The organism is Sulfitobacter sp. F26204 (assembly GCF_026410305.1).
Lineage (GTDB): Bacteria > Pseudomonadota > Alphaproteobacteria > Rhodobacterales > Rhodobacteraceae > Sulfitobacter.
The window spans coordinates 516,525-531,485 of record NZ_JAPMLQ010000001.1 but is presented as its reverse complement, the minus strand read 5'-3'; the positions used below and the strand labels follow the sequence as shown (position 1 = coordinate 531,485).

At 55.7% G+C, this 14,961-nt stretch carries 10 protein-coding genes; 2 read left to right on the top strand and 8 right to left on the bottom strand.

Translation table 11 applies throughout. The features are described from left to right. Positions 1-17: 17 nt before the first annotated feature. A complete protein-coding gene (locus OS190_RS02490; RefSeq protein ID WP_267157079.1) occupies positions 18-1,145 on the top strand; it encodes an NAD(P)/FAD-dependent oxidoreductase in 1,128 nt (375 codons plus the stop codon). An 8-nt stretch (positions 1,146-1,153) separates the two neighbouring features. Here OS190_RS02490 and OS190_RS02485 read toward each other — a convergent pair whose 3' ends face one another. From OS190_RS02485 to OS190_RS02470, 4 genes are all read right to left on the bottom strand, one after another. Then, positions 1,154-1,600 carry a hypothetical protein gene (locus tag OS190_RS02485; protein WP_267157078.1) on the bottom strand — a complete coding sequence of 149 codons (447 nt, stop codon included), beginning with the start codon at positions 1,598-1,600 and terminating at the stop codon, positions 1,154-1,156. Then, positions 1,593-5,105, bottom strand: a complete 3,513-nt coding sequence (locus OS190_RS02480) for a S8 family serine peptidase (RefSeq protein WP_267157077.1) — start codon at positions 5,103-5,105, stop codon at positions 1,593-1,595. The genes OS190_RS02485 and OS190_RS02480 overlap by 8 nt, the downstream gene beginning before the upstream one ends. Before the next feature lie 310 nt (positions 5,106-5,415). Next, a complete protein-coding gene (locus tag OS190_RS02475) occupies positions 5,416-7,509 on the bottom strand; it encodes a DUF4214 domain-containing protein (protein ID WP_267157076.1) in 2,094 nt (697 codons plus the stop codon). Positions 7,510-7,822: 313 nt separating this feature from the next. Beyond that, on the bottom strand, positions 7,823-8,203 hold the full coding sequence (locus tag OS190_RS02470) for a DUF3307 domain-containing protein (protein ID WP_323370574.1): 381 nt from the start codon (positions 8,201-8,203) through the stop codon (positions 7,823-7,825). A 198-nt stretch (positions 8,204-8,401) separates the two neighbouring features. Between OS190_RS02470 and OS190_RS02465 the strand changes: the two genes are divergently transcribed. After that, on the top strand, positions 8,402-11,341 hold the full coding sequence (locus OS190_RS02465) for an ABC transporter transmembrane domain-containing protein (RefSeq protein WP_323370556.1): 2,940 nt from the start codon (positions 8,402-8,404) through the stop codon (positions 11,339-11,341). A 159-nt stretch (positions 11,342-11,500) separates the two neighbouring features. Here the strand turns inward: OS190_RS02465 and OS190_RS02460 are convergent, their stop codons facing one another. Genes OS190_RS02460 through OS190_RS02445 form a run of 4 tightly spaced genes read right to left on the bottom strand, consistent with a single transcriptional unit; the run spans position 11,501 to position 14,961 of the window. Further along, the gene (locus OS190_RS02460; RefSeq protein WP_267157074.1) at positions 11,501-12,268 is read right to left on the bottom strand and encodes a LamB/YcsF family protein; all 768 of its coding nucleotides are present in this window, start codon (positions 12,266-12,268) and stop codon (positions 11,501-11,503) included. A 2-nt stretch (positions 12,269-12,270) separates the two neighbouring features. Further along, a complete protein-coding gene (locus OS190_RS02455) occupies positions 12,271-13,299 on the bottom strand; it encodes a 5-oxoprolinase subunit C family protein (protein WP_267157073.1) in 1,029 nt (342 codons plus the stop codon). Beyond that, positions 13,296-14,033 carry a 5-oxoprolinase subunit B family protein gene (locus tag OS190_RS02450; RefSeq protein WP_267157072.1) on the bottom strand — a complete coding sequence of 246 codons (738 nt, stop codon included), beginning with the start codon at positions 14,031-14,033 and terminating at the stop codon, positions 13,296-13,298. The genes OS190_RS02455 and OS190_RS02450 overlap by 4 nt, the downstream gene beginning before the upstream one ends. Further along, positions 14,026-14,961 carry a hypothetical protein gene (locus OS190_RS02445; RefSeq protein WP_267157071.1) on the bottom strand — a complete coding sequence of 312 codons (936 nt, stop codon included), beginning with the start codon at positions 14,959-14,961 and terminating at the stop codon, positions 14,026-14,028. The genes OS190_RS02450 and OS190_RS02445 overlap by 8 nt, the downstream gene beginning before the upstream one ends.

Sequence of the window (14,961 nt, the reverse complement as noted above, 5' to 3'; positions counted from 1 at the left end):
CTTTCATCGAGGATGCCATGGCACAGGAATTCGACATCGCCGTGATCGGTGCGGGCATCGCGGGCGCATCGGTCGCCGCCTATCTGGCCCAGGCAGGCAAGCGCATCGCCCTGTTGGAAATGGAAAGCCAGCCAGGGTATCACACCACCGGTCGTTCAGCCGCTGTCTATGCCCCCAGCTATGGCCCCGCCCCGATCCGTGCATTGACCCGCGCCTCCAAAGCGTTTTTCACCAACCCGCCGGATGGATTTAGCGACACCCCTCTCTTTACGCCGCGCACCATGATGATGATCGCGCGCGCCGACCAGTTGACGGCGCTGCATCAGCTGGAAGGCGAAGTCAAAACCGACACCGTTCGCATTGTCGATGAAGCAGGTTTGCGCGCCCTGAACCCGCTGGTGCGCAGCAACTATGCTCAGGCTGCCCTCGTTGATACAGCCGGACAGGACATCGAGGTGAGCGCCTTGCACCAGGGGTTCTTGCGTCAGTTCAAAGAGGCGGGCGGAATATTGATCACCAATGCCGAAGCACAAAAGATCACCCAAAGCGACCCTTGGCAGATTGAAACCAGACACAGTGACATACGTGCCGAAATCCTTGTGAACGCGGCAGGGGCCTGGGCAGGTATGATTGGCCAAGGGGCGGGGGCCGAACACATCGGTCTGACACCCAAGCGCCGGACCGCCCTGATCATTGCTGCGCCTGACAAGATGGCCATAGGCGACTACCCGATTACCATTGATGTGCAGGAACAATTCTACCTGAAACCGGACGCAGGACGGCTGCTGGTATCGCCCGCAGATGCAACACCAAGCGATCCCTGTGATGCGCAGCCAGATGAACTGGATGTGGCGATTTGTGTGGACCGGATTGAAACCGCTTTTGACCTACAGGTGCGCCGGATCGAAAACAAATGGGCAGGACTGCGCAGTTTTGTTCCGGACGGGGCACCGGTGGCGGGGTTTTCGGGTTCTGTGAATGGTTTTTACTGGCTCGCCGGACAGGGCGGATATGGCATACAGTCTGCGCCCGCGTTGGCAGAAGTTGCCGCGGCGCAGATCCTTGGTCGTCAGATACCTGCCTATATTACCGATCAGGGGTTTGATCCCGAAACGGTCGGCCCCAGCCGCCTTGGACAGGTATAGGCGCATCACTATTTGATCTGGGTAATACGTCCGCTTCGTTCATCATGAACATGTGCAACCACTGCAAAGCTCTCTGTCGGGACCTCGTGACTCCCCTCATAGGTGACCTGTTGCAAGACTTGCGCACAGATTGTTTTTTCATAGGCAAGGGCCGCATTCAAAACAACAAGCCCTTCGGCAAATTCAACCGTCAACGGCCCTGCCTTGTAACAGGCATTCACAACCTCGACCGCGATTTTGTAGTTCAGGACAGAATTTGCCACTGTCCATTCCAGCGTTGCTCCATCGACCGAAACCGTTCCCGATCTGGATGGCACGGTTTTCTGTTCGGACATAAAGAACCCTTCATCCAATGTCGCAAGATCAATGCCTTGAGCCATCGGCACGAAAGCCGGTGTGCAGCCCGTCATCAACATGGCAAAACAGCCACCCAAAGTTGTAGCCCGTCTATTCATACAGACCACTGGAACCATGCGACACGCCCTGCAGTGAGGTCGTACTAACCCCTTGCAAAACACTTAATTCGTAAGTCCCGAGATCGTTGTTTATGTCATAGGCTTCGGCAGAAAGATAGATACGGCCGGTTGTGTTGGCCGTGATGGCCAAATGGGCGTCCAGGCCGTTGCCTCCATCGTCATCGGATAGGACAAAGGCACCCGCACCATCAAAAATCACTAGAAAGGGATCGACGATCGGGGCGGAACCGCCGCGCGTCAGATCAATCTGGTAACTCTGGCCTGCGACAATATCGAGGAAATACCAATCTGTGTCACCCGGACCATCCAACGTACCAATCAACGATTGGCCCGGCGCAATCCCAACGGTGGTAGATGTGTTTGACGGGGTATCCACATTGCCAAACGGTGTTGACGCCAAACTTATTTCATATGTGCCTGCGTCATTTTCCAGATCAAAGGCTTCGGCCGAGACAAATACGCGACCATTTGCATGAGCCTGAAAGGACAACATGGCATTCAGCCCCTCACCGCCATCATCGTCGATACCAATGAGGTTACCGGACCCATCCAACAAGATCAGATAGGGATCGTTGATCGGGTCAAGGCCGCTTCTGCTTAGGCTAAAGTCATAGGTCTGCCCCGCGTTTACGTTAACGACATACCAGTCCGCATCTCCGGGGGTTTCCAATGCGCCCAAGATCGATTGTCCCGGTGCGAGCGTCGCAGTGGTAGTGGTGTCACCCGCGATATCAACCTGCGTGCGGGAAGTTACCGTCGCCTCAAGCCTGTATGCCCCGGTCGCCGAGGACCCAAATGCATCAGCGGCCAAATAGATCGTGTGGTTTGTGCTGGTGCTGTAGCTGATGAGTGAAGTCAGCCCCTCACCGCCATCATCGTCAGAGCCAATCAGCCCTCCAGTTGAATCGTACAGGTAGAGATAGGGGTCTCCCAATGTATCGGTGCCTCCGGTGCCGACAAGCCGGAAATCATAGGTGGTATTGCCTTGTACATCGACGCGAAACCAATCGCTGTCACCGCTTTGTTCTAACCTGCCTGTGGCGGCACCACCTTCGGCAATCAGGACGCCCGTTGTACTGATGTTATCGGCAAAATCGTCACTGCCACTGCCCAATGATGCCACCGACAGAGTATAGGTTCCGGTCATTGCGTTCGAATAGGCCTCTGCCGAAAGGTAATGGGTTCCTGAACGGTTTGCGGTGAATTCCAGACTGGCATCTTGCCCCGCGCCGCCGTCATCATTGGCACCCACCGCAGATCCATCTGCGTTGTACAAGAACAGAAATGGATCTGCCAAAGTGCCACCAACCATGTCAAAAACATAGGTTTGACCAGCCGTAAGATCGATCGCAAACCAGTCGCGGTCTGCGCCGAATTCCAGCGCGTTTGTGACGGGCTGACCGATGGTGAGAAGGCTGGCTGTTGCAGCCGTATCGCCGATTTCACTGTCGTGTCCGCCGGTCTGAACAACCGCCAGTTCATAACTGCCGGTTGCTGATCCATAAGCGCCTGCGCTGATGTAATATTCCCCGCCTGTGCTGACAGTGAATGCGATCAGCGCATTCAGACCCGTGCCCCCATCATCATTGGTGGCCAAAAACGCCCCCGACCCCGACAACAGTGTCAGCACCGGATCGCTGAGGGTACCGCTGTTTGTGGCCGCTCCATTCAGTGAAATCTCATAGGTCCCCGCCTCCAGCGAAACCGCGAAATAATCAAGGTCGCCTCCGTAATTGACAGTGCTTTGCAGAAATCCATCTACTGCAATTCTGGCATCTGTGGCTATAGAGTCTGGAATGGTGTCCCCGTTGCGCGGCAGAGTTTCAGGGTCAGACGGGGGCAACGAGCCACCGCTACCTGCCAGTTCAAGGATCGCCAACCCCATTTCAAACATATCGACACGCCCATATTCAGCGCCGGTGTTGAAAACACGGTCATCAGGATTTGCATCATCGACGAAACGGGTGCCGGTTAGCGTCAGCAACTGGCGCATTTCTCCCGATGACAGGAATCGCCCCAATTCCTGTTGCGCAAGTTGCTGAGCCAGCGCGACCATACCTGCCACATGTGGCGCAGCCATGCTGGTGCCGGTTTTATGTGCTGCACCACCGCCCGGGATTGCGGCATTGATACCTACGCCCGGTGCGAAAATCGTCGGAATATCGGCGGAACGCTGTGAAAAGGCCGCAATGTCGCCGCTTGAAATTACTTGACCGCCAACGGCCCCGATCGCGAGCGTGTAGGGGTCTGCTGCCAGGGGCGTCGCCCCCTCAAATTCGTAAAGTTCATAGGAGTTTCCTGCAGCAACAACGGTCGTCACCCCCAATTGGTTGTCCAGGAACCGCAATTCATCGCCATAGACAGGGTGCACCGTTTGAATGTTCACGTTTTCATCAGTACCTAACGACATGTTCACAGCGACAATGTTCAGCGCTTCGGCGTTGTCGATGACCCATCTGAGGCTGTCTTCTATGCTGCGTGAGGTGCCGCTACCGCCATTGTCGAGCGCCTGCAAGGCGACAATATTCACACCGGGCGCAACGCCAAGATAGCCCACTTCGGACGATCCGATGATGGATGCCACATGTGATCCGTGGCTTTGGACATCATTGGCGGTGCCATCACCTTCGCTGGTAAAATCACGCGCATAGATTATTCTGTCCGCAACGCCGTTGTCATCCGCGTCGGGGCCAAACGCCTGATGGTTCAGGTCAATGCCGGTGTCGATCACAACCACCGTGCCCCCTTGCCCGTCAATCCCCGAAAACCGTCCATCATTGCGAAACGCCGTCAGGTTCAGGACATCTGCCGATTGCGACGTCGACAGGCCGATCTCATCCTCTGAAGCTATCTGTTCTGACAAGGGGCCCTGATCGGACAGGCCAATCTTGTCTTCTTCATTGCCATCATTTGTCAGCCCGTCGTCGGGCGTACCCTTGTCCTCTGTCAGAGTGGCAAAAAACTTGTTGGTCTGGGCACGGGACTCCGTGAGGCTGGCGGTTTTGTCGGTGACAATATCCAGTATGGTGGTTGCCGATTCCGCCGCTGTTTGGGAATATTCAAAATTAGTAAAATTATTGGCCTGATCTTCCCAATAGATCCCTGCGCTCACCTTGTTGCGAACCACTGCCAAATCGGGATTGGTTGTCGCGCCGCCGATGATTGCTTCGATCATCTGGCCCGTGTTCACCGCGCCGGTGGTCAAAGCATCAAGCCAGAACGCCGCGCCTGCCCCGTCGGGATCGCGGTTGAAAAGATTTTGGTAGATCGAGGTGATAAAAGCCTCTGGCGTCGAAGTGGCCGGATCAGAAAAATAGGGATAAAGCGCGCGCGTTTCTGCCTGATCAGCAAAGAAATTCGCGATGTCGAGCGTTGCTACTCCTTCATTGTAGGCATTGATCCAGAAGGCGAAGCCAAGCGGATCAGGCGCACGATTGTAGTAGCCTACATAATAGCGGGCAATGATTTCGGCGCTGCTCAGCATATGCGAATTCCTTTTGAACGAATAGTCTCGGGCAATAAAGGAGGAGTAAAAAGCGCGGTCGACAGCTCGGAAAATAAACGCCCCAAAATAGCCTGCTCAGGGTGGAACGATTCTGGCACTCAGACAAGGCGAATTTTTGCGGGCAAAACTGGAGCCGACTGCCAATCGCCTCAGCCGGACAGGACCCCGGTACGCACGGGGTTCGCACCCTAGGGGTCAATAGCAATTACGCAAAAATCTGAAAGGGGGGGGGTAAACTACGCGGTGGAACCGCGTCTGGTTTCAAGCCATTTCCAGCGCCGGCATTTGATTAGCCGAACCAGATACCATCGCTGATTTCGAGGGCCACATTCGCCTTGTTCTCAACACTCTCCGAAAAAGAAACCAGCATTTGCTCGCGCGTCAGATCGAGGGCTGCCTGCGATTGCCAAAATGCGTATCCGGCCTCATCAGGCAATCTATCCAGTACGTTTTCATAGAGAAGATCAATGAACTGTGTGTCGTACAACGCTTCATTTTGACCATAAGCCTCGGCAAATTCCGCGGATGTCAGGAATTCTTCCGCAATGTCGATCAGGGAAAGCGATCCACTATCAAGTTGCTTCATCCAGAACTCAAGCCCAGCCTGATCCGGCGTACGATCGAAACTGGCCTGATAGAGACGATATGCCTGGCCGCTGTTCCCAGAGACATCAAGTGCGAGTGTGCCATCAACAAATTTGATCCGCTCCACGTCGCTCAACGTGACGTGAGATGCGGATCTGGCGGTTGACAAGACCGCGCTGCCGGAATTGTCAAAAGTGAGGCTCGCCTCTGCCCGCATGAGGTTTACGACAAGGGTATCGATCCCTGCGCCACCGTCGACATTGGTCAGGTTGTCCGAAAGCTGAATCATGTTGTCGCTGTCGTCGCCCCGGAAATGACTGTGGTCAACCGCCCCAATCGAGTCTGGTTGATCGGCTGTGGAAGGCACGGATGGCCCGCCGAGGGCGACTGTCAGCTCGACCACTTCAAAGGGGTCCAACTCTAACGCGATCTGGCTGGCATCGGCAAAAACCATGTCGTTCAGGATCACATCAACATCATGTTCGTTATAAAAATATGGTTGCCCATTGATCTGCACGCTATCGGCCTTGACGCCAGCTTTCCATTGCAAGCCGTTTGAGCTGTTCAGATCCATGGATATCTGAACACCGGTGACCGGCGCATAGGTCGGCAATCTTGAAGCAAGATCCAATGTAAACGCGGTTGTCTCGAAACTGCGTGATGTGATGTAAAATACCATTTCCTGCGCATCGACATAGGCAGTAACGGCGATGTCAGGCAGTGCATTGGCAAAACTGGTCTTGATCAACTCCTTGCCGACCAAAGCATCGGACATCAGACCGAAAACCGCGCCCTGGGCGGAATTGGTCAAACGCCCCTGCGCATCCAGCCGAACACCTTCATCGGTATCCAAGGTCAAGGCGGTGCGCGAATGATAGTCCAGCGCCCAGACATGGGCACCATCCACGCCGATGGCGATCATGTTTTCGAATTGCTTTACAATACTGGATCCCGCGGCCATGCCGTGCTGTGCTTCAGCGGTAGTTTTCACATTCCATTCGGTGATGTGCAAATCAAGATCATCGCTCAGACGGTCAGCCCAGATTTCATAATCCTTATTGATATTTTTGACCCCGTTGTCGATGTCGGCAAATGTGTAGTCCTGTTTATTGTAGTAATAATGTTCGGTCACGCCATCTATGATGGCAATTGCTTCATCGCTTAGCTGGTCAATGATCTGGTGGTTGGCGGCCTGATTGCGGGCAGCAAAATCTGAAACGCCAGGTGTTGCGGGAAATTCGGACCCCATATTCCCGGCCGTACCCATCTGCACCAGGACATCAGGCTGGTCCGCACCGATCACGCCGGCCGCTACCATGCCGCGACCCAGTGCTTCGGCCCCCAGTGATGCCTTGATGCCATAGGCGGTTTCGCCCATCTCCCAGTATTCATTGCCCATCTGAAAGGCTGAAATCACATCGCCGTATTGAAGCATGACAGCGGTTGCAAAAACCTCTATCTGATCTGCGAAGAGGGCATAATCCGTGCTGTTCAGATGCTTGGTCGGAATGATCAGCGTAGCTTTGGTGGGTGTACCGTTCGCAGTTGCCGCCGAACACCAGTCAAGAAAGGTCACCAATTCAGCACAGAGTTGGCCGTTGGTCATCTCAACGATGTTGATTGCATTTTCACCCGGAACAGGTAACGCCCCAGCCGCATTGGGTTTCGTCAGATCCAGATCGGCCTGACCACCGCCGAACCGAATGTTCTGGACGCCCAATACTTCCGCCGCATCGGTATATTCCGCCGTCGGCAGGCCGCTATCGGTCGCTTGGAAAACCGCATTGGCGCCAAACATTTCTCCAGATACGAATTGGCCTGTCTTCCGAAGATTTGAAAGCGTCATAGATGACATTGGCGGTTTACCTCAACTCACAACCAGCGGAACTGGCGCTACCATTCAAGCACGGCACCCACTGCCCCGAAATTGCCAGAATTGAGAGTCACTCTTCAAGCATTTCGTTTATATCCGGTAAAATATGTCGATTTGAACAAAATTGGCCATATTTTTGCCTTACAATGGCAGGGCTGGAAATGGTTTGTTCGTGAGTAGGCAACAGTGATTTTGAGGGTATTGCAGGATCAGAGCGAGTCAGTCGCTATTCGACGTGTTAGGCAACGTATTTGGCCCAGGCCCAGATCATTGCAACATAGGTGATCTGGTGCATCAGTTGATCCACACCAAAAGCACGCCAGTATCCTGCATCGGCCGGGCTGTACTTCTTGATTTCGGAATGGCGGCCCTTGGCCCAGTCGATGTGATAATGAATGATCCATTCCAGCAGGCAAAGCGTGGCAGCGCAGGCCGTGGACGCGCCAAACAGCATCAGAGCCAGAAAAGACAAGATCGCATGCAGCACCGCATGTTCCGCGCGGCCCAGATGCAGATAGACACCACGCCCTGACAACATGCGGGGCGTCTGCAGGAAAAAATCAGCAAACAGGTGTTTCACCTGCAGCAATATCATCAACAATAAGGCCGTTTGCAGCACCGTATCCAAGAGCCATCCTCCTGGATCCTTATGGTAGTGGTTTCACAAGAAGGCGCAATTCATTTGATTTCAAAGGCAAGCTGTTGCTAAGCCTGTGGGTGACAACATCTACTGTATTTAGATCTGGACATTTCCATCGAACGCTCGCTTTTCACATTCATCTGGAAGTATTCCAAGCGCGACCAACTGATCCTGTTGGTGGTTACGCTGTCATTGTTCCCGTTTCAATTCCTGACACTGGAACTGCCCAAACGCATCATCAATGATGCCATCGGTGCGACATCGGACAATATAAATTTCTATGGCATCAACGTGGATCAGATCACATTTCTGCTGATCCTGTGCGGGATATTCCTGTTGTCGGTTTTTGCCCACGGCATCATGAAAATGCGCATCAACACCATGAAAGGGGTGTTGGCCGAGCGCATGCTACGCCGTCTGCGATATACATTGATCGCCCGTATCCTGCGATTTCCCGCACCCTATTTCGAACGCACCAGCCAGGGTGAACTGGTGTCCATGGTCACGTCGGAATCCGAACCCATGGGCGGATTGATGGGGGATGCAATCGCCCAGCCCGTGTTGCAGGCCGGGCAGATGCTGACAATCCTCGTATTCCTGTTCATTCAGAGCATTGCCTTTGGTCTTGCTGCCTGTGCGTTGATCCCCTTGCAGGCCTGGCTCATCCCCAAACTTCAAAAGAAAATCAACCTTCTGAACAAAAAACGCGTGATCCAGATCCGTGGACTCGCCGCGGAGATTGGCGAAGGGGCGGCAGGGGCCAGCACATTACGCACCAATGGCGGCTGGCGGTACCGTCTGGCATTGATCTCGGAACGATTGGGGCGGCTCTATGCCATCCGGTTCGACATCTTCCAGAAAAAGTTCTTTATGAAGTTTCTCAACAACTTCATCGGGCAACTTACCCCTTTCTTCTTTTATTCCATTGGCGGCTATCTGACGATAAAAGGTGAGGTGACCGTGGGTGCATTGGTTGCAGCACTTGCCGCCTACAAGGACCTGTCCAGCCCGTGGAAGGAACTATTGGCCTATTACAACCAGACACAAGACATGTCCTTGCGGTGGGACACCATCATCGAACGTTTTGCGCCAAGTGGCATGATTGACGACCAACTGTTTACCAGCGACCCCGGCGACATCCCATTGCTGGTCGGAGATGTCACCTTCAGGAACATCAGCGTCGAGGATGCAGACGGCAACGCGGTGCTCGAAGAAATCAGCGTCAGCTTCGCCCCGGGTAGCACTGTTGCGATCACCGCGCTCAGTGATGAGGATCGCCGTGCCTTTGCAGAAGTGCTGCTGCGCGAAGTGACCCCTTCGGCCGGAAATGTCAGCCTTGCGGGAGAGCCCCTGTCAACTCTGCATCAAGCGACAATCGCAAAACGCATCGGCTATGCCACCTCGCGACCAGTCATGTTTCAGGGAAGCTTTGGCGACAACGTGGTTCTTCCTCTCAAGATGCACCCGAAAGAGGACGGAGGGCCCTTGTCGGCCATGGCTCTGGAAAGCGCCACAGCCGGCAACAGCACCGATGCATCAGGGGCCGACTGGCTTGATCTTCTGGAGTTGAAGATCAAAAACGAAAACGAATTGCGGGCCTGGTGGCTGACCCTGATCAAAGGCATGGAAATCGACAGGACGCTGTTTTCACGCGGCATGGATCAACGGTTCGAAGCTGAGGCACACCCCAAACTCGCCGAGGCGCTGGTCGATCTACGCACAAGCGTCGCGAAAAACCTCAAAGCCGCAAATCTGGCTGAACATGTACATATCTTTGACAAAGAGCAGTTCAATCCAGCATTGCCCGTTGCCGAAAATCTGATTTTTGCCACGCCCAAGGTCCGGATGACCCCCGCTCTTTTGCAGGAACAGACTGTCTTTCTCGATCTGTTGGCCACCCTTGATCTCGAACGGGACCTGCTTCAACTCGCCGTCGATACGGTCGATGTTTTACGCCAAACCTTTGGCGTAGACGGCACCGATCATCCCCTTTTCCGCAAACTCGGGCTTGATACAGAAACCTTCGAAGCCGCTGTTAGCTTGCGGACCAAGCAACGCGACGGTGCCGAACTCAGCGTCGTCGACAAAGCCTCGCTTCTGGCCGTCACCTTTGCCATCTCAGCAGAAAAGCTCGGTTCGGCCTTTCCTGACAAGATCATTGATCGGGTCCTCGAAATCCGCCGAACCCATGCCGCAGATCTTCAGGACAGCCTGTCAGAGCTGATGAATCCGATCGCCGCTGACAAACCCGTCGCAGGTTTGACCGTGATGGAGAATGTCTTGTTCGGCAAGATTGCCGAAACAGCCGGTGCCCAGGCTGATGCAGTCCGAAACGCTGCTGTTGACGCGCTGTATGCCGTGCAGTTGGAAGGACTGGTCCTGGATCTGATCTTTGATCTGCCGCTGACCCTGGGCGGCACCAACCTCTCTGCATTGTTGACTGAAACACTCGCGATCAGCCGCGCCACAATCAAGCGACCACAGGTGTTGATCCTCGACAACGTGCTATCCAGTTTCGATGCGCCAACCCGTGCGGGGCTGCATAGACGCTTGCGTAGCTTGCTTCCCGAAACCACGATCATCGTTCTGCAACCCAGCTTTGAGGACATTAGCGGGTTTGACGCTCAATTCGTATTGCAACAAGGGCGTATGTCCAACCTCGACAGTGATGTTACCGCTGACGAAGACGACACCGTCAGTGCCGATTTGTCCCGCAAACTTCGCGCTCTGGAGCAAACCGACCTGTTCGCGGGACTGGAACGCAAACAGCTACGTCTGCTGGCATTCAGTGCCCGCTGGTACACCGCAAAACCGGGCGACTATGTGTTCCACAAGGATGACGATCCTTCCAGCGGTGCATATCTGATTACCGAAGGGACGGCTGACCTGTTGCTGCCGGTCGCCGATGGTGACGATATTCTGATAGCCACTTCAGGACCGGGCAAGCTGGTCGGGGAATTGGGCCTGATCCGAAACGAACCACGCGCGCTGGACATGCGGGCAGCAACGGAACTGACCTGCCTACGCATCGGTGCGGAAGAATTCCTTGACGTGGTAGGCAGCGATGCCCGCACGGCCTACCGGCTGTTGCAGGTTGTCGCGGGCTACGTTTCATAATCACAGAACCCCATTATTCTGGGCGATCCCTGTATCAGACTTCGCGCATGACGAGGCCGGCCCGGGCAGGACGAGTTGTTCCATCACACATGGCAACAACACAGGTGTCTTCCGACAAACCTGCCGGCCATTGATGATTCAAGGTAGAGAGGCCTGCGCCTAGGTCACACCGGAGAACTGCGCCAGGGTGATGCCCGCGGCCTCAAGCTGGCGACGCACGGAAGATGCGATCTGGACCGCTTCAGCAGTATCGCCATGCAGGCAAATCGTGTCGATCCGCGTTTCGATATGTTTGCCGTTTTCTGTGATGATGGCCCCCGCCTGAATCATTTCGACCATACGGGCACCGGCGATTTCCGCGTCATGAATGACTGCACCTGGCAAAGAACGATCCACGAGGGTTGCATCATCATTGTAAGCCCGATCAGCGAAGATTTCACCCGCCCAGGCGCAACCGAGGGTTTCAACCGCCTGCTGTTGTGCGGTTGCGGAAAGGACCATGATAATCAGATCGGGCGCAACACTGAGCGCGGCTTCATACAGGTCTTTCGCCAGGCTCACATCCTCGGACGCCATGTTCGCCATGGCACCATGCAGTTTGAGATGACGCACGGTTGCACCGACCGACCGTGCCATACCCAAGGCCGCGCCGACCTGAAAGCGCACCTGGTTTTGCAATGTTGCACGTGGCACGGCCATGCGGTTGCGGCCAAATCCAGCCAGATCCATGAAACCGGGGTGCGCCCCGATACCAACACCATTCCGATGCGCCAGCGTCATTGTCGCAGCCATCACATCCGCGTCTCCGGCGTGGCCGCCACAGGCAATATTGGCCGAGGTCACGATATTCAACAGCGCCGCATCATCGCCCATGTGCCATGCGCCAAAGCTTTCGCCCATATCGGCATTCAAATCTACGGATTTCATCTTCAAGGTTCCTCTTGAAAAGGGTCGGCCGTGGCGCTGATCGCTCCGCCAACCAATTGATACGATAGCAAATCACGGATCAGTACGGGATCACGGATCAGCGGCTGACACTGTTTAGGCAATGATTTCAATGCGGCAAGATGGCGGCTTTGCAACAGAACCGCCTCATCCATGTCGACAAATTCGAACGTGAGTGCAGCGCCGGATTGCGCCTGCGCGACCTTTGGCAAATCGCAGGGCAGGACCGATCCAATACGCGGATACCCTCCCGTTGTCTGGCATTCATGCATCAGGACATAAGGAGCCCCATCCCCCGAAATCTGGATGTCGCCGGGAACCACCACTTCGGAAACGATGCTCAGTTGCGCCCCGGTTGCAAAGCCCTCGCCGTCAAAATCCATGCGCACCCCCATCCGGTTTGCGCGGGCATCGCGCCGAAAGGTCGTGGCGGTAAAACGATCGATGGTGCTGTCATCGAATGAAGCAGTCTGCATCGATGCAACCACTCGGACCTTGCCCCCTCCAAACCTGTCGGAGGCAGGCAGAGTCATCGCAGTTTGTTGGCCGGTGTCAGCACCAAGTGGCAATCTGTCATCTGCCTTGAGCACAGCACCAATACCGCAGGCCAAATGACTGCTCCGCGACCCCATGATCAGCGGCGTGGCAAAACCGCCACCCACATGCAGATAACCATAGCTCCCATTTCGTACGCCGCCGATACTCAATTGTGCGCCGGCCGGTAACAGGTGACTGGCCCCCCAGGCGATGTTCTCGCCTTCGATGCTTGCAGCCATGGTTGCACCGGTCAGCGCAATGCGGATGTCTGCATCGCTACGAAAGCTGCCGCCACTGCCAGCCATTTCGATCGCCGCCAGGGTGGCGGGCTGGTTCAGCAGGGCCGCCCCTTCGAACAAGGCCGTCCGGTCCAGTGCACCGCCGATGGTCAAGCCTCTGGCCCGAAAACCCGGGCGGCCCTGATCCTGCGGGCTCATCGCCGGACCAGCCTGGATGATAGTCAAATGAGCGCTCATGTCAGGGGCTCATGGGTTGCGCCGCCAAGACCGGAGGTATCTTTGGTCGCAATCTCATCGAATTCGCGGCGTGTAATCGACGGAAAGATCAGCTCGTCACCGGGCGATAACGTAAAGGGTGCCTCTGCCTCAGGTCGAAAGGTTTTGAACATTGTCTGGCCGATATGGCGCCAACCCGTCGGGGCGGCATTGGTGAATACAATTAGCTGGCGGATTGCAATGATCAGGGCACCTGCCGGAACAGACTTGGTAAGCCCTTGTTGGCGCGGAATATTCCAGGTTTCGGAGAGTTCTCCCATATAGGGCTGTCCCGGGGCAAAGCCGAGAGTCAAGACACGCACACGACTGGTCGAGATTTCCGCCACCGCCGCATCGGGATCAACACCTGCGACCTCTGCCGCCTCTTCAAGCTGCGGTGCAAGATCAGTACCATAGAGCGTCGGAACATGCCAAAGCATGCGCCCCGCAGGGAGATCCGCAGCAAACCAGTCCTGGGTTTGCAACAGGTCTTGCAACCGCTCGGTCATCGCTTCTGACGGGGTGGTGGCCAGGTCGACCTCAAGGAAGGTCGAAACCAGTGAGGTGCTGGTTTCTGATACTTCCGGCCAGTCTTGAGCATCTACAGCCGAACGAAAGGCGAGTGCGGCCCGGTTGGCGGGTTCCGTCATGGTCTCTGCGAAGGTAACAAGAATACCCGACAGTCCAACACTACGAATTAGCGGCCAGTCAGTCATGGTTGAGCGCCCAATGGTAAAGTCGCGGCAGCAGCATGGGTGTGAGGTACATCGGCAATTGCCAGCAGCCAATAAACACCATCAACGGCGCCAGAATTTCGATGGGCAGTGCCACCAGAAAGATTGCGATATTGCGGTTTCCGGCGCCGATGGCCAAGGGTCCGGCCAAGGCGCGAAGGCGGCTTTGGCGCAAGACCAGCAGCGTCAGGAGTTGCAAAAGGTAACTGATCGCAAATGCAAGCAAAGCCCATTTTGCCACGGTCCAAGGGTCGCTGCGCAGAGCAGGCGTCAGCGCAGCCATCAGCCCCACGACGATGAAAGAGAAGGCCAGTACCGATAACCCGTCGAGCGCCTTTATCTGTCCTTCGGTCGGCCTTGGAAAAAGCAGTTTGCGCAGGGCAAACCCAAGCCCTGCGGCCAAGATGATCACCAGCAACAGGTTGACGGCCGCAAGGATCACGACGGCGGGCGGGCCGGCCTGGGGCAGGAAGGCCAGGACAGGCAACACGGTCAGTGGAAAGGCCGCCGTGCCCAGCACCAGAAGTTGCATCATCCGTCCCGCGTCGAGCCTGAGCAACAGCGCCAGATTGACGCTGCCGGTGATTGCCGGCGCAGCGCAAGCGAGCACGATGGCAAGTGTAGCGGGTGTCTGTGCCAGACCCGCCAGGGTCAAAAGGCCCAGCAACGCCAAAGGCACGATCATCTGCAACACTGCCACCGCGCAGAGGCCCCAGCGCAGATCGGAGACCGCTCCCAGCGCTGCGCGATGCCCGATACGCAGCGCGGTGACAAGCAGTAGAATTGCCACCAGATGCGACAGCCATGGCACCAGCATCGCGGCAAAGGAAGGAAACAACAGCCCGCCTACAAGCCCGGCAATGAGACAGAGCCGCGCATGTATCGACGCCAGCCAAAGGATACGGTGCAT

Bases quoted from the DNA above. Each gene is read 5' to 3' on its own strand.
- OS190_RS02490 (WP_267157079.1), top strand. From the start codon at position 18: ATGGCACAGGAATTCGACATCGCCGTGATCGGTGCGGGCATCGCGGGC.
- OS190_RS02445 (WP_267157071.1), bottom strand. From the start codon at position 14,961: ATGCACCGTATCCTTTGGCTGGCGTCGATACATGCGCGGCTCTGTCTC.
- OS190_RS02460 (WP_267157074.1), bottom strand. From the start codon at position 12,268: ATGAAATCCGTAGATTTGAATGCCGATATGGGCGAAAGCTTTGGCGCA.
- OS190_RS02485 (WP_267157078.1), bottom strand. From the start codon at position 1,600: ATGAATAGACGGGCTACAACTTTGGGTGGCTGTTTTGCCATGTTGATG.
- OS190_RS02480 (WP_267157077.1), bottom strand. From the start codon at position 5,105: ATGCTGAGCAGCGCCGAAATCATTGCCCGCTATTATGTAGGCTACTAC.
- OS190_RS02450 (WP_267157072.1), bottom strand. From the start codon at position 14,033: ATGACTGACTGGCCGCTAATTCGTAGTGTTGGACTGTCGGGTATTCTT.
- OS190_RS02455 (WP_267157073.1), bottom strand. From the start codon at position 13,299: ATGAGCGCTCATTTGACTATCATCCAGGCTGGTCCGGCGATGAGCCCG.
- OS190_RS02475 (WP_267157076.1), bottom strand. From the start codon at position 7,509: ATGTTTGGCGCCAATGCGGTTTTCCAAGCGACCGATAGCGGCCTGCCG.